The organism is Lysinibacillus sp. fkY74-1, from assembly GCF_053165895.1.
In genome coordinates, this window is the sequence record NZ_CP170173.1 from 3,818,656 (window position 1) to 3,837,041 (window position 18,386).

The 18,386-nt window shown below is 37.1% G+C and carries 17 protein-coding genes, 1 pseudogene and 1 other annotated feature; of the genes and pseudogenes, 7 read left to right on the forward strand and 11 right to left on the reverse strand.

Going from position 1 to position 18,386, the window contains the following annotated elements; all coding sequences use genetic code 11:
- Positions 1 to 98: 98 nt before the first annotated feature.
- A complete protein-coding gene (trhO, locus tag ACE1MS_RS18880) occupies positions 99 to 1,070 on the forward strand; it encodes an oxygen-dependent tRNA uridine(34) hydroxylase TrhO (RefSeq protein WP_031418266.1) in 972 nt (323 codons plus the stop codon).
- Between the two features lie 66 nt (positions 1,071 to 1,136).
- Here trhO and ACE1MS_RS18885 read toward each other — a convergent pair whose 3' ends face one another.
- Positions 1,137 to 2,786, reverse strand: coding sequence for an FAD-binding dehydrogenase (locus ACE1MS_RS18885; RefSeq protein ID WP_036165467.1), 1,650 nt, complete (start codon positions 2,784 to 2,786; stop codon positions 1,137 to 1,139).
- Positions 2,787 to 3,189: 403 nt separating this feature from the next.
- Positions 3,190 to 3,430 (forward strand) — a binding site (T-box leader).
- A gap of 158 nt (positions 3,431 to 3,588) precedes the next feature.
- Here ACE1MS_RS18885 and serA point away from each other — a divergent pair.
- Entirely contained in the window at positions 3,589 to 5,196 is a 1,608-nt protein-coding gene (gene serA, locus ACE1MS_RS18890; RefSeq protein ID WP_036165464.1) for a phosphoglycerate dehydrogenase, read from the forward strand.
- 156 nt (positions 5,197 to 5,352) lie between these two features.
- On the opposite strand, the gene ACE1MS_RS18895 is transcribed toward serA, so the two are convergent.
- The 5 genes from ACE1MS_RS18895 to ACE1MS_RS18915 form a co-directional block, all read right to left on the reverse strand.
- Positions 5,353 to 6,141: an HAD family hydrolase gene (locus ACE1MS_RS18895; protein ID WP_036165461.1), complete on the reverse strand. Its 789-nt coding sequence runs from the start codon at positions 6,139 to 6,141 to the stop codon at positions 5,353 to 5,355.
- Positions 6,142 to 6,333: 192 nt separating this feature from the next.
- Positions 6,334 to 6,582, reverse strand: coding sequence for a DUF3006 domain-containing protein (locus ACE1MS_RS18900; protein ID WP_012292170.1), 249 nt, complete (start codon positions 6,580 to 6,582; stop codon positions 6,334 to 6,336).
- Positions 6,569 to 7,747: an MBL fold metallo-hydrolase gene (locus tag ACE1MS_RS18905; protein WP_198695337.1), complete on the reverse strand. Its 1,179-nt coding sequence runs from the start codon at positions 7,745 to 7,747 to the stop codon at positions 6,569 to 6,571. Before ACE1MS_RS18905 ends, ACE1MS_RS18900 begins: the two co-directional genes overlap by 14 nt.
- Before the next feature lie 72 nt (positions 7,748 to 7,819).
- Positions 7,820 to 9,166: a GntP family permease gene (locus ACE1MS_RS18910; RefSeq protein WP_012292168.1), complete on the reverse strand. Its 1,347-nt coding sequence runs from the start codon at positions 9,164 to 9,166 to the stop codon at positions 7,820 to 7,822.
- Positions 9,167 to 10,306 (reverse strand): glycerate kinase, encoded by a 1,140-nt coding sequence (locus ACE1MS_RS18915; RefSeq protein ID WP_099806327.1) that lies wholly within the window; start codon positions 10,304 to 10,306, stop codon positions 9,167 to 9,169. It lies immediately after the preceding gene.
- A 207-nt stretch (positions 10,307 to 10,513) separates the two neighbouring features.
- Here ACE1MS_RS18915 and ACE1MS_RS18920 point away from each other — a divergent pair.
- Both ACE1MS_RS18920 and ACE1MS_RS18925 read left to right on the forward strand, forming a co-directional pair.
- Positions 10,514 to 10,809, forward strand: a pseudogene (locus ACE1MS_RS18920) (sugar diacid recognition domain-containing protein); the annotation flags it as partial.
- Entirely contained in the window at positions 10,801 to 11,550 is a 750-nt protein-coding gene (locus ACE1MS_RS18925) for a PucR family transcriptional regulator (RefSeq protein ID WP_447402974.1), read from the forward strand. The pseudogene ACE1MS_RS18920 and the gene ACE1MS_RS18925, both read left to right, overlap by 9 nt.
- Positions 11,551 to 11,587: 37 nt before the next feature.
- Here ACE1MS_RS18925 and ACE1MS_RS18930 read toward each other — a convergent pair whose 3' ends face one another.
- The gene (locus tag ACE1MS_RS18930; protein WP_012292165.1) at positions 11,588 to 13,093 is read right to left on the reverse strand and encodes a coproporphyrinogen III oxidase; all 1,506 of its coding nucleotides are present in this window, start codon (positions 13,091 to 13,093) and stop codon (positions 11,588 to 11,590) included.
- A 174-nt stretch (positions 13,094 to 13,267) separates the two neighbouring features.
- On the opposite strand from ACE1MS_RS18930, the gene ACE1MS_RS18935 reads away from it, so the two are divergent.
- Positions 13,268 to 13,648, forward strand: a complete 381-nt coding sequence (locus tag ACE1MS_RS18935) for a hypothetical protein (protein WP_012292164.1) — start codon at positions 13,268 to 13,270, stop codon at positions 13,646 to 13,648.
- A gap of 46 nt (positions 13,649 to 13,694) precedes the next feature.
- Here the strand turns inward: ACE1MS_RS18935 and ACE1MS_RS18940 are convergent, their stop codons facing one another.
- The 4 genes from ACE1MS_RS18940 to ACE1MS_RS18955 form a co-directional block, all read right to left on the reverse strand.
- Positions 13,695 to 14,603: a copper amine oxidase N-terminal domain-containing protein gene (locus ACE1MS_RS18940; protein ID WP_031418253.1), complete on the reverse strand. Its 909-nt coding sequence runs from the start codon at positions 14,601 to 14,603 to the stop codon at positions 13,695 to 13,697.
- 118 nt (positions 14,604 to 14,721) lie between these two features.
- Positions 14,722 to 15,384, reverse strand: coding sequence for a ribonuclease H family protein (locus ACE1MS_RS18945; RefSeq protein ID WP_198695339.1), 663 nt, complete (start codon positions 15,382 to 15,384; stop codon positions 14,722 to 14,724).
- Between the two features lie 130 nt (positions 15,385 to 15,514).
- Positions 15,515 to 15,862, reverse strand: a complete 348-nt coding sequence (locus tag ACE1MS_RS18950; RefSeq protein WP_012292161.1) for a YlbF family regulator — start codon at positions 15,860 to 15,862, stop codon at positions 15,515 to 15,517.
- A 16-nt stretch (positions 15,863 to 15,878) separates the two neighbouring features.
- A complete protein-coding gene (locus ACE1MS_RS18955; RefSeq protein WP_012292160.1) occupies positions 15,879 to 17,021 on the reverse strand; it encodes a DUF445 domain-containing protein in 1,143 nt (380 codons plus the stop codon).
- A gap of 189 nt (positions 17,022 to 17,210) precedes the next feature.
- On the opposite strand from ACE1MS_RS18955, the gene ACE1MS_RS18960 reads away from it, so the two are divergent.
- Positions 17,211 to 17,414: a YheE family protein gene (locus tag ACE1MS_RS18960; RefSeq protein WP_031418249.1), complete on the forward strand. Its 204-nt coding sequence runs from the start codon at positions 17,211 to 17,213 to the stop codon at positions 17,412 to 17,414.
- Between the two features lie 171 nt (positions 17,415 to 17,585).
- Positions 17,586 to 18,002: a hypothetical protein gene (locus tag ACE1MS_RS18965; RefSeq protein ID WP_036160476.1), complete on the forward strand. Its 417-nt coding sequence runs from the start codon at positions 17,586 to 17,588 to the stop codon at positions 18,000 to 18,002.
- The last annotated feature ends 384 nt before the right edge of the window (positions 18,003 to 18,386 follow it).

Genomic DNA, 18,386 nt, shown 5'->3' on the forward strand with positions numbered 1-18,386 from the left:
ATTCGTGTTTTTTTAGTAAACTCCTTCTCTGCTAAACAAATTTACCTTCATTATGCTATATTAAAGGACGAATATTGTTATAAAGGTGGTTACGTATTTTGACACAAAAAGACTATCGTATATTACTTTATTATAAATATGTTACGATTGAAGACCCTATAGCATTTGCTGAAGAACATTTAGCAGTATGTCAAGAACTCGGACTTCTTGGCCGCATTTTAGTTGGTCACGAAGGGATTAACGGAACGGTTTCGGGGACTATTGAACAAACAGATGCTTACATGAATCATATGAAGGCTGACCCTCGATTTAGTGATATCATGTGGAAAATTGATGAAGCTGAAGGACACGCTTTCAAAAAAATGCACGTTCGCCCTCGCCGCGAGATCGTTCACTTAGGCTTAGAAAATGATATCAATCCTTTAGAGATAACAGGGGATTATTTATCTCCTAAGGAATTTATGGAACAAATGCAAGAAGAGAATACTATTATTATCGATGCACGTAATGACTATGAATACGATCTTGGCCATTTTAGAGGCGCGGTTCGACCTGATATTGAAAATTTCCGCGACTTGCCAGCATGGATGGAAACACATAAAGAAGAATTCGCTGATAAAAAGATTTTAACTTACTGTACAGGTGGAATACGCTGTGAAAAATTCTCTGGTTGGTTAAAACGTGAGGGCTATGGAAAAAGTGTTGGTCAATTACATGGTGGAATTGCCACATACGCAAAAGATTCTGAAGTAAAGGGGCAACTTTGGGATGGGCAAATGTTTGTTTTTGATCGTCGTCGCAGTGTGCCAATCAATCAAGTGGAGCATATCGTTATCGGAAAAGATTATTTCACAGGTGAACCTTCCGAACGTTATACGAACTGTGCAAACCCTGAATGCCATAAATTAATGCTATGTGAAGAAAAGCATGAAGCCTTTTATATGCGCAGCTGCTCTGATGAATGCCGTCGTGCCAAACGTAACTTCTTCGTGGAGGAGCATGGCTGGACGGTTCATCAAATCGAAGAACAAATCGCTAGAATTGCAGTTGTCCAAAACGCAAAATCATAATCGCTGTCATTATTACTTGGTGACAAAAAGAGCATCGTTTATAACGATGCTCTTTTTGCACTGGCATTACACTTCTGCTAAAAAACGCCCTACCTGCCTACCACTAAATAAACAGCCACCAACAAACGTACCTTCTAAAGCGCGGTAGCCATGAACACCACCGCCCCCGAAGCCGCTTACTTCACCAGCAGCAAATAGTCCTGGAATAGGCTGACCATCCATCCCTAATACTGCTCCATTTAAGTTTGTTTGTAAGCCCCCTAAGGTTTTTCTTGTTAAAATATTTAATCGTACCGCAATTAAAGGCCAATTTTTAGTATCTAAAATTTTATGTGGCTTGGCAACACGGATTAGCTTATCCCCAATATAATTTCTGGCACCATGAATGGCGTTCACCTGTATATCTTTTGTAAACTTATTATCCATTTCTCGATCCCTCGCTAAAATTTGCTCTTTAATTTTCATGAAATCGAGTAAATCATTGCCTGCTAGTTTATTCATTCCATTTACTAGTTCTCTTAAATCATTTGCAATCACAAAATCCTCACCATGATTTTTAAAGGCTTGGATTGGAGCAGGTGGTCCGGGCATGATCCTTTTTAAAACATCACCAATGCTTTTGTTTGTTAAATCCGGATTTTGCTCCGAGCCAGATAAAGCAAATTCTTTCTCAATAATTTTTTCTGTTAAAATAAACCAGGAATAGTCATAGCCTGTTTTTTGAATCGTTTCTAGTGTACTGAGCGTATCGAATCCAGGGAAATTAGGCGCATGAAATCGGTTACCTTCTGCATCAAACCATAAAGAGGAGGGGCCTGGCAAAATTCGTATTCCATGATTAGGCCAAATCGGATCCCAATTTTTTAATCCTTCTGTGTAATGCCACATACGATCACGATTCACAATACGTCCCCCTGCATGCTCTGTAATTTCAAGCATTCTTCCATCTACATATGCAGGAACACCACAGACCATATTTTTAGGAGGGGTCCCTAATCGTTCTGGCCAATTTTTTCTCACTAAATCAAAATTGGCCCCGATACCACCACTTGCCACAATAACGGCTGCAGCCTCATACGAAAATTCTCCGACTCCTAATCTTGAACTTTTTTCCCCTCGACTGATAAAGGTTTCTGCTAGTACTGTGCCACTTATCCCCATAATCTTTCCATCTTGTTGAATAAATTCATCCACACGATGTCGTGGTTTAAACTCAATATAGCCATCTTTTATTGCCTTTTTAACTTTATCCACAAATGGCTTGACAATGCCTGGACCTGTTCCCCATACAATATGAAACCTCGGCACTGAATTCCCGTGTCCACCAGCATGTGAGCCACCCCGTTCTGCCCAACCAACAACAGGGAAAAATTTAATACCCTTTGACTTCAACCAATGATATTTTTCACCCGCAGCAAAATCGACGTAGGCCCTCGCCCATTTGTATGCCCAGGAATCCTCATCTTCTAAACGATCAAAACCTGCTGTCCCTAGCCAATCCTGCCATGCCAACTCCTTACTATCCTTAATGCCGAGCCTTCTTTGTTCAGGAGAATTTACCAAAAATATGCCACCAAAAGACCAAAATGCCTGTCCCCCCATTGAATTTTCAGGCTCTTGATCTACTAAAAGTATTTTTTTCTTTGCATCGACTAACTCGCAGGCTGCCACTAAGCCTGCCAGTCCAGCACCAACTATTGCAACATCGTATTTCATTACTACACCCCCAAATCAATCATCCTTACTTTAAATTCTTCTCTACTAGTCTATTTACCTTCTAAAAATCAAAGGTTTGTCTAAAATGTGACAACGTAAAACGTTCGTCTTCTTTCATAAAACGATCCAGTTCTAATTTAGAACACTTCACTCATTCCATATAATTACCATATAATATTTTCGCAATAAACTTCATGGAAGCTTGATAAAATCAGTATTTACAAATATCGTTAGCGCTTTCATTGTGCGCTCCATAAAGACGAACATTATACACTTTATATATATAAATTGTTCGTATATAAGTATTTTTCAGACTTTTGAAGTCATGTTTTTTTAGTTTTTTTAGAATTATTGTTGACAAAGGTGAACAATAGGGATTATGATGTTAACAAATTTAATCATAAAAAATATAACGACGGAGACACACTAGTCGTAAGAAAATCCAAAGCGAGCTGATGGTTGGTGTAAATCAGTGATTTCTACGATAATAGTTCCACTCCTGAATAGTTAAGCCGAACCATCTAAGTAAGCTTATCCGTCTCATGCACGTTACGCATATTGCTAAGACTGCAAGAATAAATTTTTCTAGCAGTGATTAAGGGTGGTACCGCGAACCAATGTTTATACAGCCTTTCGCCCCTTACAACACAATAACTGTGTTTGTAAGGCGTGGAAGGCTTTTTATATTGCTTTCGATTCGGAAAGGAGATTGTTTGCATGCTGTAAGATGTTAGAATTTTACAAATTCCAGACTGTCGTAGTTAAAACCACAATTACTATTTATTAAAAGGAGCTAATTATAATGATTACTGCCACAAAAACAATTAACGTATTTATCGCTGACCCACTAAGTGAGGATGGTATTTTCCCATTACGCCAGGAACAAGATTTAGATTTAAATATTATCGTAGACACTGGTCTAGAACCAGAAGAATTAATGACTAAAATTGCAGATGTAGATGTGTTACTTGTTCGTTCACAAACTACTGTGACACGAGAAGTAATTGAAGCCGCAAAAAGCTTAAAATTAATCGGTCGTGCTGGTGTAGGTGTCGATAATATTGACCTTACTGCTGCCACTGAGCATGGTATTATCGTTGTTAATGCTCCGGATGGTAACACAAACTCAGCCGCTGAACATACAATTGCCATGATGACATCACTTGCACGTCACATTCCACAAGCTTTTAATACACTAAAAAATGGGAAATGGGACCGTAAATCTTATGTGGGAGTAGAGCTAAAAAACAAAACTTTAGGTGTTGTAGGCTTTGGTCGAATCGGTGTTGAAGTAGCTTACCGCGCAAAAGGTCAACGTATGAATGTTATGGCATATGACCCTTTCTTAACTGATGAGCGTGCAAAAGAATTAGGTGTCACAAAGGCGTCAGTGGAAGAAATTTGTGAAGCAGCCGATTTCATTACTGTACACACACCACTTCTTCCTGAAACACGTAATCTCATTAATAAAGAAAAATTTGCGATGATGAAAGATGGCGTACGTATCATTAACTGTGCGCGTGGCGGTATTATTAATGAGGATGACCTATATGATGCTATCGTAGCAGGAAAAGTTGCTGGTGCTGCCCTGGATGTATTCGTATCTGAACCAGCGACAGACCATAAGCTTCTTACTTTACCTCAAGTAATTGCTACACCTCACTTGGGTGCGTCTACGATTGAGGCACAAGAGTCTGTAGCTGTTGATGTGTCAAATGATATTATTAAATTTTATAAAACAGGTACTGTGACAAATCCAGTGAATATGCCATCTATTCCGAAAGAACTTCTAGCACAAGTTGAACCTTTCTTTGAATTAGCGGAAAAACTCGGCTCATTCTTATCACAAGTAACAACAGAGCCCGTAAAAGAAATCAACTTATCTTATGCTGGGGAAGTAGCCAACTATGATGTCCGTCCATTAACTTCAAATGCATTAAAAGGTTTATTAGCTAAAAATCACGGTAATCATGTGAATGATGTCAATGCTCGCTACCTGTCTGAGCGTATTGGTATGAAAATTATTGAGCATAAAACGACAACAGCTAAGGGCTTTACAAGTTTAATTACCATCGAAATTATTACTGCGAATGAAACACACACTGTAGCTGGTACATTATTAAACGGCTTAGGTGCACGTATCGTCAAAGTAGAGGACTATGTTGTAGACGTTATTCCACAGGGTCATCTTCTTTACATTAAAAATACTGACAAACCAGGTGCAATCGGCCGTGTAGCAACTAAACTTGCGGAAAAAGATATCAACATCGCAACCATGCAAGTTGGCCGTGCCCAAGTTGGCGGAACAGCGGTTATGATGTTAACAATAGATAACGTTGTAACAAATGAGGATTTAGCATTTGTGGCACAGCTTGAAAATATTGATGAAGTAAAAGCCATCAATCTATAATATGTAAAGTGAAAAGCAGAGGGTTTCCTACTCTCTGCTTTTTTGGTAATTAATACTTTTATGAAGGGTAATCTGACGAACTTCGCAGGCATGGTCTGCCTTTTTAATATTTCTACAAAAAAATGTACTGCATCCTTGAAGGTGCAGTACATTTTTTTAAAGCTGTTTCACAAGTTTTACTAGGTCTGTTAAAGAGCTAATCTCATAGGTTGGTGTCACAGCTCCATTGGCCATATTATTATCGCGGTTAATCCATACGTTTCGCATTCCTACGCGAGAAGAGCCTAAAATATCAGTATTGAGATTATCGCCAACCATAATGGCATCATCCGCTGTAATGCCTGTTTTCTCCATCACATGCTCAAAAATAGAAGCGTCTGGCTTACCTTTTCCAAAGTCTCCTGAGATAATAATATGATCAAAATACGGCGCTATTTCAGGCGTAATTTCTAGCTTTAAATTTTGCAGACTAGGTGCACCATTGGTAAGTAAAACAAGCTGGTACTTCCCTTTCAATTCGTCTAACACAGTAAATGTATCTTCATATAAAAATGGTGATGCTTTGCGCTCAGCTACAAAGCGTTCTCCTAGCTCTGCTCCGAATTTTGCATCCTCTATACCAAGAGCGCTTAAACCTTTTGTCCATGCTGCCGCACGATAGCCCGGTACAAGCCTCTTCATGGCTTGAAAGGATTCAGTAGGGTCATCAAATGTTCCCCATAGACCTTCGAAAGGATTGATACCAATTAATACCGTATAGTCATACGTTTCATAGCCTTCGTATAACGCACGAGCCTCTTGACGAACTGCTTCTTCTAGCTCTGCAGAATTCACATTATGTATCGTAGCAGCATAGTCACATGTTTTTTCAAAAGCAGTTTTTACTGATTTTTTATCCCATAGTAATGTATCATCTAAATCAAAAATAATAGTGTTTATCGACATTTTGTCCGTACGCTCCTAGCTCCTGATTAATACTATTATTTTAGCATATTTTCAAAATATTTAGGATAACAAATTATGTCCAATTCCTCTCAAATCCCTTACACCTAAACATCTATCCAAAGAAGGCTGATGGACAGGACATTGCTCAATCAAAAAAACAAGCTGCGGGTAACTTCCACAGCTTATCATTTATTATTTGTTTTTATGACGTAAACGGTCCATTAAATTCTGGATATCGGCTCTTTTTTGTTCCGTTTCTTCTCTTAAAATCTCAATATGGTACATGCCATCTATTTCTTCTATCTGTACACGATCCCCAACAAGCACAGGCTTGTTCAAAGCTGACTGTAAAATAATAATTTGTTCTTCTTCCTCAGGATACTTTAAAAAAACAGCATAACCGTCTTCAATCCGATCTAAAGTATATTTAGTCGAGCTCACTAACAAGTTCCCCTTTCTCATTCCGTAATTGCGCAGCATCTCCATCATTTAACCAAATCTGTTTAGTGGTCCATTTTAAATAATTATCCCCTTCACGAGCATTAGCCCCGCTAGTAACATAAATAATTTTACCAGGTTGTAAGGATAGATTAGGAAAATTAAAGACTTGATCTCCTTCCAGAGAAATGAGCTGCCAATCGTTTAACGAAACAGCTTGTTGACCGTTATTTTTAATGCCTACAATTTCTGTCACTAAATCTTTGCTGACAATCTCAACAGCAGTTGTTGGTTCAACCGTGGATGGTTTTTTTTGAGTTACAGCCCTCTTTCCATTCACCGTGTAGTTTACCCCATTTGTTGCCACTGTAATCGTTCCTAAATCCGCAGTGGCATAGATGTTACTACCAATAGCTTGCAATCGATTTACTACTTCTGCATGTGGATGTCCATATTTATTATCTTCACCATAGCTTAATATAGTGACTTCTGGCTTCACTGCACGAATGAAATCTTCTGAGCTACTGGTATTAGAACCATGATGCCCTGCCTTCAGAACAGTAGCTGTTACATCATTTGACATCATTTCCTTCTCTAATGCTATGCCAGCATCTCCCGTTAATAAAAAGGATACATTGCCATAAACCACTTTTAAGACAATGGAAGCGTCATTATTATCGGTTGCATGTTCATTTGCATTTAAAACCTTCACCGTTACATCCTTATCAAATTCAATAAAATCTCCTGTTTTCGGCACATAATAAGGTATGTTTTTTTCATCAATCGCCATCAGCATTTCTTCAAAAGTTTGAGAAGTATGTACTTTGCCCGAATCATAAAATTGCTCAATAGGGATTGCATGTAACACTGGAATGAGCCCACCAATATGGTCAGCATCGGGATGTGTCGCCACTACCTTATCAAGTTTGTTCACACCAAGTTCCTTTAAATAAGAAACTACCTGTTGTCCTGCACCTTTCACACCAGCGTCAATAAGCATGGTTTTCCCATTTGGCGATTCAATTAATATGGAATCCCCTTGTCCCACATCCATAAAATGAACTCGCATTTCATCGCCAGCCGTTACAGGCACCCGCTGTGTCTTAATTGCTTCTGTACAGCCTGCTAATAAAAAAATGCAAAGGAGTACTACTATTAATTTTCTCATGTTACTAACTTCCTTTCTATTTTTCTATTATACAAAAAAGAGAGCTTCCCATGGGGCAGCCCTCCTTGTACTTTAAACAAATATCCACCATAAAACCATTGTAATCATGATTGTGACAATGCCCTGTAGTAATGTAGCAACGGTTTGTGCCTTATAAGCTTGAGTTACTTCCATTCCACTATACTGTGTAATTACCCAGAAGAAACTGTCGTTCACATGGCTAACCGTCATTGCACCAGCTCCAATGGCCATTACTACTAATGCTAATGGGACAGCGCCCTCAATGCCAAGTGTCACGAGCATTGGTGCTACTAAAGTAGACGTAATGACAAGCGCTGTCGTCGAAGATCCTTGAGCAGTTTTTAAGGCAGCTGCTACTATAAACGGTACTAGCAAGAACAAAGTACCTGATGCAAACATCCCCAAGTCCATTTCCTGTAGTATTTCTCCAACACCAGCATTTTTAATAACTGTTCCAAACGAACCACCTGCTCCTGTAATAAGTAAAATAGGCGCGGCTTCTTTTAAACTTTCACCAATCCAGCCCGTTAAGGTCGTTTCACTAATTTCAGGCAATAATAAAAAGGCAGCTGCTACACCTAAAAATAATGCTACTGTTGGCGAACCTAAAAACTTAAAAATCGTATTGAATGTTGATTCGGGATCACCCGCTAACGATGCTATTGAGCCAAGACCAATTAAAACAATAGGTAGAACGATTGGTAAAAAGGCTTTAAATGTTGAAGGCATTTTGCCAAAGGATTTAATGACTTCCTCATAATCTAATGCCTCTACCTCATCTTGGGGTACACGAATTTTGGTTGCAACTTTCACTGACCACATATAGCCTACAAATGTAGCAGGTATCGCTACTAATAAACCAATGACAATAACTGTCCCTAAATAATTGGCCGCCCCAATATTTCCAGCTGCTGCGATGGGACCTGGTGTAGGGGGTACTAATACATGTGTTGCAAATAACCCCGTCGCTAAAGCTACAGCCATGGATGCAATCGTTACATTAGCCCGTTTTGCTAATGATTTTTGCAAACTCGATAAAATAATAAAACCTGAATCACAAAATACTGGGATAGATACGATGTAACCAATTAAAGACATCGCAAGTTGTGGACGTTTTGGACCAACGATGCGTAAAACTACTTCTGCCATTCGATAGGCAGCGCCTGATTTCTCTAAAATTAAACCTATAATTGTTCCAGCGATAATTACTAAGCCAATGCTCGTCATTAGACCACCGAAGCCAGTGTTAATACTTTCTACCACTGTTAATAGTGGCATTCCCGAAGCAATTCCAACGAAGAAGGCGCTAATTAATAACGCCAGAAAAGGATGTAGCTTTAATTTGGCCGTGCCCCATACAACAAACAATACCCCTAGTAAAATAATGATGAATAACATCTAGTCATCCCCCTTTTGTATGTAAAGCTCAAAGATTTGCTTAGTTTTTAAACGAATAAAATAAGCGGATTCTCGCATTGCCTGCTCAGTAGTAATCTCCTCATCTACTAATGTCTCCACAACACTAAAATACTTTTGAAGTGCAGGTTTAGCCATACTATCAATGTCTCCCGACAATAAAACTGCCTCTACATGTGCTAAAGCAGCCGCTTTAGCAACCCCTAATGGAGCCTTACCATGTAATGTTTGGAGATCCGACTTCCCTTCACCCGTTATTACCAACTGTGCGGCTGCTAAGTGATCCTGTAACTGGACAGCATCTATGACAATATCAATTCCTGCATGAAATGTCCCGTTTAAAAATGCGATTAACGCGCCACCTAATCCTCCTGCAGCTCCCGCTCCTTGATAATCGTGCAATCGAATAGCAAACTGTTGCTCGATGATATCTGCAAAATGCTTTAAGCAGTTATCAAAATGTGTAATTTGATAGTCCTGCACACCTTTTTGAGGGCCAAATATAGCTGTTGCTCCTCGTTCACCAATGAATGGATTATCCACATCACAGGCAATGGTAAATATCGCTCCTATCAATCTTTCATCAAGTCCACTTATATCTATTGCAGTTAATTCCATTAAACTCGAAATACCATCCTCTAAATCTGAGCCATCTTCCTTTATAAATCGCACACCTAATGCCTTGAGCATGCCAATCCCTGCATCATTTGTGGCACTTCCACCAATACCGATAATAAATTTTCTAAAGCCTCGGTCGAGTGCCGCCTTAATTAATTGGCCAGTACCATACGTTGTAGCAAATTCAGGGTTTTTCTCATGGTCTTGTAGCAACATGATGCCAGATGCCTGAGCCATTTCAATCACGCATGTTTCTTTATCACCCAATACACCATACTGTGCTTGTATGTCTCTTCCTATTGGATCTAGCACTTCCGTTGAAAAATACTGACCACCCGTAGAGGCAATAAGTGAATCAAGTGTCCCCTCGCCACCATCTGCAACCGGTAGAATAATAGTTTCTATTGATGGATTTACATCCAGAATGCCTTGCTGCATGGATTTCGCTACTTCAACTGCCGATAGAGTACCCTTGAAGGAATCTGGACTAATAATGACTTTCATACAATACCTCCACTTATGTCGCCTATTGACACTTACGTAAATTTTCAAATTCCTTAGTTAAGCGCTTACAAATTATTATAATGACAATAAATTCAGAAAACATTATAATAAATGTACAATTTATCTGTCCTATAACAGACTGTTTTTTATCCGAGGTGTATAAACATGTTGACCAAAAAATTAGCAGATGAAATCGTACATCAAACAATGTTACGCTTACGTCACAATATTAATGTCATTAGCCCTACTGGTGTTATTTTAGCTTCTGGAGATAAGATGAGGGTGGAGGATATTCACGAAGGTGCAGTTTACGTAGCACAAACAAAAAAACGTTGATTATTAATGAGGATAATATAGAATTGTATCCAAATACAAAGCCTGGCATTAATATGCCTATCCTGTATCAGGATGAAGTTGTAGGTGTTATTGGTATAACTGGAAATTCAGAAGAAATGCTTGAAATCGCCAATCTTGTTCAATTAACGACAGAGATCATGACACATCAAGCACTCGTCGAGTCTAAAAGCGAGTGGCAACGGAAGAATAATGACTACATATTCGAGGCACTCGTTCATGGAAGTAAGCTTGATGCTACTTTAAATAAACGAATTCAGAAATTACCCTTTTCACTAATAGCACCCTTCCAAGTTATTTTAGTGAGTTTACATGAAACATCTTATTTAGAAAATAGGATGCCATTCTTTTTTGAAGATTTATTTTATAGACAGCCTATTCTAGCTGGACATAGCCAATTACAGGAGTATTATATACTGCTAACATATCGCCAGGAACAAAACTATCAATCCATTATAAAAGCTTTAAGAAAGAAAAAACAAAAACTTCCTTCCTTACAAATTGGTATTGGTCCTGTTGTGCAGCAACTTTCGCAACTTCCCTATAGCTATCAGGGAGCTAGAACAGCACTTGAATTTGCTACCATCCATAACGAGATTACCTTTTTCGAAGATGTAGAGTTATTTTCTCTTTTTAAACATCGTGAATCAGAGGAGGTACAAGCCTTCCATCACCGAATACTAAAAAATATCAACGCAAAACAATTGGAAACATTACAATCCTTTTTTGACTGCAATTTACAGTTAAAGCTTTGTGCACAGCAACTAAATATTCATCGCCATACACTTACTTATCGATTAAATAAAATAAGAGAGTTAACTGGCTATGACCCACAATATTTTGAAGATGCTGTTATATTGCAAATGGCGTGTACATTAAGAACTTTATAAAATAAAGGCGATCTGAATAACTCAGACCGCCTTTATTTTATATTTTGTATAACTCATCTAAAAACTCAATTTTTTTCCCGATAGCCTCTTCAAAGGTCATAATATAGGCGGCAGGATCCTTTGGATTGTGGAATTGCGTGATTTTTCCTGTTTCAGGATGAACAAATTTAGAAGATGCCCCACAACCAACCCCTAAGATTGTCTGTACTTCTTCCATAATTACAATATTATAAATACTCTCTTCACCAGCTTTACTATAGCCAACATTTTCAAGATTACCTAAAATATTTTTTTGGCGATATAAATAATATGGAACATAGTCATTTTCCTTTGTCCAATCTTGTGCCATTTGCATCATTTCAGCAACTGTATCACGATCCGCCACTTTATATTTATCTTTATTGCGAGTCATTTCAGATGCACGTTTAAATGATAATGTATGGACAGTCAATGACTCAGGCTGCATCTTAGCTGACTCCACTAACGAATGCTGGAATTCTTCAATACCTTCATTTGGTAAACCAATAATGAGGTCCATATTTATATTGTTCATCCCTGATTCACGAGCAAGCCAAAATTTATCGATTGTTTCTTGAACTGTATGATGACGACCAATTGCCTTTAACGTTTCATCTGTATAAGATTGTGGATTTACACTAATACGATCAATTCCCCATTTTTTAAGAACTTCTAATTTTTCCGGTGTAATCGTATCTGGCCTTCCTGCTTCAACTGTAATCTCTCGAATTGTTTCAGGATTTGGGAAAGATTCATACATCGTCTGGTATAAGGCATCCATTTCATCTGCTTCAATGGAAGTTGGTGTACCGCCTCCCCAATAAATAGACGTGATCTTCATATTATTGTTTTTGAGCCATTTCCCCATTTCGCGTAATTCAATATGCAAGCCATCTAAAAATGTATTTACACGACCTTGCTTACGGTTACTTCCTATCGCATAGGCTGGAAACGTACAATAGGCACATTTTGTTGGACAAAATGGAATGCCGATATATACACTAATCTCTTGCCCAATTTGATCAATATCTGGAATGGTTACTAATTGTCGTTCCACGATATCTTTTAAAAGTGCCACCTTTTCCTCAGACAGGCGAAAATCTCGAATTAATAGCTCAGCAATTTCTTGCTCCCCTTTTCCTTCTTTTCTAAACTTGTGATAGAGCTTAGTCGGACGAACTCCTGTTAAAATCCCCCATTGCTGGTGTACCCCTGTATGCTGCTCGAGAACATCTAAAAATACATGAGATAATGCTCGTTTCATACGTATATTGAGTTCACGACCCGTTGCAGCTGATTCATATTGGATGCTGTAATTATTTGTATATTGTTGTCCATCTACAGTTAATATTGCTTTTGTAGAAATAGTAAAATTCTCTTCAACGTCGTACGTAAATGAAACCGACATATCTGCTTCCTCCGGCTCCACTCGCAGCTTGGAATCCTCAAAAAATAAATTCGCTATATGATTTAATACGCGAATCCAATCTTCGGGATATTTTTGATCTATGTGAATCATTTTCATATTGTTTCGCTCTCTTCTTTTCTTATTCCATATATATTGCAGACTTAAGTTTAACAAATTTATATGACTTTAAGCAAAGTAACAATAGGGAATTACAAAAAACAGAATATTCAGTCTATATATAGACAAACTAATTTTTTATCATTATAATTTTTACAAAAGGTGGTGTTGATAGTGTTTCTTTTAAAAAATAATAAACGTCCATTCATTTCGAGTTTTATTCATCAAGTAGAGGTAGCATTCCACCATTTTGACTTAGCGCGATGTGATGAAAAAACATTATATGTCACTGTATTATTTAAGTATGGGACACATAATGTGATTTGTGACTTTATCTACATCATTGACCAACAAGACATGTATGGAGCTATTTCTATCAACAAGCACTATGAGAAAGCTAGGGCATTTGTTAAACAGCACTTCCAGCAGCTTTTATTGTATTCAGATGAAATGATATTAGCTAATAACTTTATGAATACCGTGTCTTTCAAGTATTGCCTGCAACAATTCGTAAAAAGATATCCGACTTTTAATTCTTCCAAAATAGTCTCTTGAACATAAAACTAGTATGCCACAAAAAGTTGGCATACTAGTTTCAAATTTATTTCAAATATTCTTCAATGAATTCAACAGGGACATAAGTTTTCGTATCTTTCAAAGAGGGTGCTACTGACAAAGTGCGTAATGATTTGTTGTAACCAAACGCTTTTTCACCACGTGTGATTGTATAAGATTCATTGCCCTTCGTTAGAATAACCGTTTTACCTTTTGATTCTACTTGAAAGCCAAGCTTTTCTGCAATGCTACGTAAAGGCACCATTGTTGTTTCAGCTACCATATAATAATCCGTGGCAATGATCGTATTAATTTCCTCATCTATTGGACTTAAAGAAATTTCAGAATTGTCGTCTAGAACAATTACTTTCGATGGTGTTGTTTGTGCAGGAATACTTTTAGTAGATGCTGTATAGAAAACAGCTAAATGCTTTTCTACTAAATCTTTTGATGTTACTTTTTTACCTTTTGCGTTGACTAGCTCTGTTTCTTTACCGATATTTAATTTTAAAATATCATATGTGTTTGTTAAGTCATCAAAGAAATAATCCACTTCTACAAACCCAACTTCTTTTGAATCTACAATAATAATCTCTGGATTGAATTGCGGTGGATAGATATATTTTTGTGGTTTATTTGCAAAGGTATACGCCACTACCTGATCGCCTTCTTTAAGCTCTACTTTTTTACCAGTATTATCATACACAAGAGTATCTTTTGTAATTTCTAGTATATTTGTTTGCTCTCCGTCTTTAACAGTGTAATATGTAATGTCTTTACCAACGCGAACATCTTCAACTGTTCCATGTGTTTGATTGAAAATGTGTACTGGATCAATTTGAATTTGTGGAATTTCAACTTCATCTTTTTGCTCATTTGCCGAAGCAACAGGTATCATAACACTCCCCATTAATAATGCAGACAAAGCTACAGGTGCTAATTTTTTCATATACATAAAATATCTCTCCTTATTGTTTGGGTTCATAGGAGTAGTAGTTTCAATGGGGAAAAAGTTTCATCACCTATAGAGAATTTAAAAAAGAGGTGACAGTAACTACTGACACCTCTTACATTTATTCTTTTACGAGTTCACTCAAACCTGTAATATCTATTCCATTTAATGCTTGGGTAGCAAGACGGTCTGCTTCTGAATTGTCCTTGCGAGTGATTAGCTGGTAGTCCGGTTGAATAGTAAGCTGTGCTAATTTGGCATCAATCTTATCTGCCCAACCTACTAAATCCTTTTCTAATGCTGCCCATTCCCCCCTTAATTGGTTGATAACTACTTGGGAGTCGCCTTTAATTTGGACAGGTAGATGATGGACATTTAGCAATTCTAGCTCTACTACACCTAAATAAAGCGCAGCATACTCTGCTTCATTATTAGATGTAAGCTCGGATGAAAAAGCATTTCTTCTTAAACGATAAGCCTTGCCATTTTGTTCATAGTAAATAGCACATCCAAGCCCTGCCTGTCTTGTCCCCCGATCAAAGCCTCCATCGAAATAGACAATGATATTATGCGGCTCTGTATCTATTTCTTTTAGATAGGCTTTGAGTTCTTTTATTGTCCAACTTGTATCTTGACGATCCAAGCAATGAATGGACTTGACTCTTCCGGTCTTTTCCATATCCTCTGCTAGTAATAGCGCTTGCGCTGTAGGCATCTCTTCTGAACGTAAAACAGTTGTGGCTCCTTTCGGTGTTTTATAGGTCCATTCAATGAATACATACATAGATAAAACCTCCAATACAATCGACTGGTGTATATAAAGTAAAAACGTGCTCCGATTAGCGGATACACGTTTTCCTCTTACTTGTATATGTGCAATTCCTCAGACAATTATTCCTTACTATATGAATGATTTATTGAATATCCTCATATAGGCCTTGAATTGGCTTTATTAAAATACGATTTACTTCCTCAATCACTTTACTTAATTTCATTTCTGCCTCAAGCATAGCTGAAATCTTTTCATTTTGCTGTACAAGCTGAGATGCCTTTTGAGCATAAACAAGTTCATCCTCCAATAATTCCTCTCCAGCTAATTGTTTCTTTTGTAATTCAATTTGAATTTTACGGAAGTTTTTAAAGACATTTAACGCCTCTTCATCACTCTTTACAACTTCAACCGCCGCTTGTAAAGCCTCAAACTCTGGGGTCTTACGGAAAGTTGCCTCTAGTGCATTAATGTCATTATAAATATTAACCATTTATACAATCTCCTTTTTAAATAAAATTAACAATTAAACCTTGCACAATTCCAATCAATCCACCAAGAACTGCACCTAATACGGTAATCATTTTAAATTCACGTTTTGAAATACCTAATACAAGTTCCTCTAATTTCTCAACAGGGAAAGAATCCACTTGCTCACGAACAACTTCTTGTAAATTTAAACGTTTAAGTACATCTTCTAGTTTTTCCTCTGCTTTGACAAAAGCTTTGTCAATTGCTTGTGGAATGACCGAATTTTTCATCCATTCGTTTCCTTCAGGCCAATAATAAGAAATAGGTTGATTTAAACGTTCGGCGACAGCTAATTGTTCTTTTACATACATTTGTAATTTCGATAAAATCGGATCAAACTGCATGTCTTGTAAAAAGTCCATCGCTGGTCGATCTTTTAATTTTTCCCATTCTTGCGTAAATATTTTTGTTAATAATGTTGACGTGCCCGGAGCTTGTAAAAATTTTACGAGCTCACGTTGAACTTTTCCTACAAGGGACGATGAATCACCTAAAAACATATTGATCATACCACCAAATGATCCTTTTGATGATAAGAAATCATCAATCATTGCTTTAATTGTCATTTCACCTTCAGGTGATAAAAAGTAATCCTCGCCTTTTTCTAGTATATGACTGACTGCTACAGGAATCTTGGCATCAAGAGTATCCTGCATATCTGACGATAGCAGTGTACGAATTGATTTTGTTGATAGTGTATTCTTCACTGATGCAAATTGTCCCTCAACAATTGCTTCAACTTTCTGCTCAATCGTAGCTGGCATATGAGAAAACCCCGCAATATTTAACCAATCTTGAATGGTTTTATCATTTGTAAAGATGGTTTCCTCTACTTTCGTTTGCACAAACTGTTCAACCTTCTCTTGAATATCCTTCGAGAAAAATTTCTTTCTAAATGTTTCAGGAGTTAATAAATAATTTACAACGGTAAGACCAAGCTGTTTTGCTAATTCGTCACGTCGTTTTGGAATAAGACCAGGTGTAAATGGAACGCGCCAGTTTTTAATATAAATTGCGTTATGTGGACGAAAAAGCATTTTAATGGCTAGGTGATTGGTAACGCCTCCGATTGCTGCGCCTATAATTGCCATAAAAAGTAATGTCACTATAAAATTGTCCATTAGTATCCTCTCATTTCAGTTGTATTCACGATTGGCGTTTCTTGTCGCCTTCTGCACTTATTATAGCAGAGCAATGATTTCCAACGAAAGAAATACCCCCTTTAGATTTGAGCATAAACGTGAATAGTTGCAAAATTACCATTATCCTTGAATAATATGAACTACATATTATAGAAATGAGGTTTTATGATGATTCAGCATTTTAGTTTTAAGCCATTATTTGAAAATACCCAACTTCCAGGGTGGACTATTGCATTTTTTTATCAACGTGAACGCTACTCTGCTGAATATTTAAAAGATGGCACTATTCAATGGACGGGACCAACACCACCAAACGAAGAGGATGTTAAAAAAATGATTCATGAGTTAATGCTATTCCATGTATATGATTAAAAACTATAGTAATTTTTTCGCTTACCTCCCACATAAAAATACCTATATTTACTATATATAGCACGTCCTTTATGCTAATTATGTTGATACATGTTGAAATTCCTATATATTTCTTATACATTAAGGTTAGCAATTAAATAGTATATGTTTTTTATGCAGGGGGCCATTTCAATGAGTAAAGTCACGCTTTCAGATGACTTAAACAGTTATCATTCAAAAGCATTAATACGTGTAAAAGTAAAAGAATTCTTTTCAGAATTTTCCGCAAAAATATTCGAATTAGCTGACGAAGCTGGTAATTTAGATATTAAAAAATTTGAAGCCATTTCGGGTATTAATGGCGATTTCTATAATGAATATTGTAGTCAACTAAAAGGTTTCTTTGACTCTTCTGCTAGCACTTTTGGTAAAAAATCAATTAAAACAATGTACTTTACTTATAACGGTAAAAATTATATGTTGACTCAGCAAGGTATTACGGAAAAGGCACCAGTATCTATAGCACCATTTACGGGTGATTTACCTTTAAAAGAATCCTTTCATGATGTGGAGAAGGCATGTTTAAAATTACGTTTCCAACAGGAATAAACTTAGAAGGAGCAGTCACATGTGAGACTGCTCCTTCTAAGTTTTTTTCACAAAAAAAAGGAAAGTCCCAATTAATTATCGAGTCTCTCCTTTAGCTATACAAAATAATTCATTTAAAAAAATCCGCAAGTAAACGCACTCTTGAGATTTTTGACGTGTCGTATTATATGAGATGCAAAATGCTTCTTTCCCTAAACAAACTATCTTTGCTCAATTTTAAATTAGCATATTGCAATGGCGTTGACAATTACTTTACTTTTGATTCTACCTATTTTTTTAAACGGGATTGAAAATCAACTGAAAAAGTTGTTGTCAATATTTGTGTTTTTCTTTTAAATAACTTATTATTGAAACATCCAACAATTTTTTAAATCATAGGAGGTG

Coding starts and splice junctions, on each gene's coding strand:
- ACE1MS_RS18885 (WP_036165467.1), bottom strand. CDS start 2,786: ATGAAATACGATGTTGCAATAGTTGGTGCTGGACTGGCAGGCTTAGTG.
- serA (WP_036165464.1), top strand. CDS start 3,589: ATGATTACTGCCACAAAAACAATTAACGTATTTATCGCTGACCCACTA.
- ACE1MS_RS18895 (WP_036165461.1), bottom strand. CDS start 6,141: ATGTCGATAAACACTATTATTTTTGATTTAGATGATACATTACTATGG.
- ACE1MS_RS18905 (WP_198695337.1), bottom strand. CDS start 7,747: ATGAGAAAATTAATAGTAGTACTCCTTTGCATTTTTTTATTAGCAGGC.
- ACE1MS_RS18910 (WP_012292168.1), bottom strand. CDS start 9,166: ATGTTATTCATCATTATTTTACTAGGGGTATTGTTTGTTGTATGGGGC.
- ACE1MS_RS18915 (WP_099806327.1), bottom strand. CDS start 10,306: ATGAAAGTCATTATTAGTCCAGATTCCTTCAAGGGTACTCTATCGGCA.
- ACE1MS_RS18925 (WP_447402974.1), top strand. CDS start 10,801: ATGACACATCAAGCACTCGTCGAGTCTAAAAGCGAGTGGCAACGGAAG.
- ACE1MS_RS18930 (WP_012292165.1), bottom strand. CDS start 13,093: ATGAAAATGATTCACATAGATCAAAAATATCCCGAAGATTGGATTCGC.
- ACE1MS_RS18940 (WP_031418253.1), bottom strand. CDS start 14,603: ATGTATATGAAAAAATTAGCACCTGTAGCTTTGTCTGCATTATTAATG.
- ACE1MS_RS18945 (WP_198695339.1), bottom strand. CDS start 15,384: ATGTATGTATTCATTGAATGGACCTATAAAACACCGAAAGGAGCCACA.
- ACE1MS_RS18950 (WP_012292161.1), bottom strand. CDS start 15,862: ATGGTTAATATTTATAATGACATTAATGCACTAGAGGCAACTTTCCGT.
- ACE1MS_RS18955 (WP_012292160.1), bottom strand. CDS start 17,021: ATGGACAATTTTATAGTGACATTACTTTTTATGGCAATTATAGGCGCA.
- ACE1MS_RS18960 (WP_031418249.1), top strand. CDS start 17,211: ATGATTCAGCATTTTAGTTTTAAGCCATTATTTGAAAATACCCAACTT.
- ACE1MS_RS18965 (WP_036160476.1), top strand. CDS start 17,586: ATGAGTAAAGTCACGCTTTCAGATGACTTAAACAGTTATCATTCAAAA.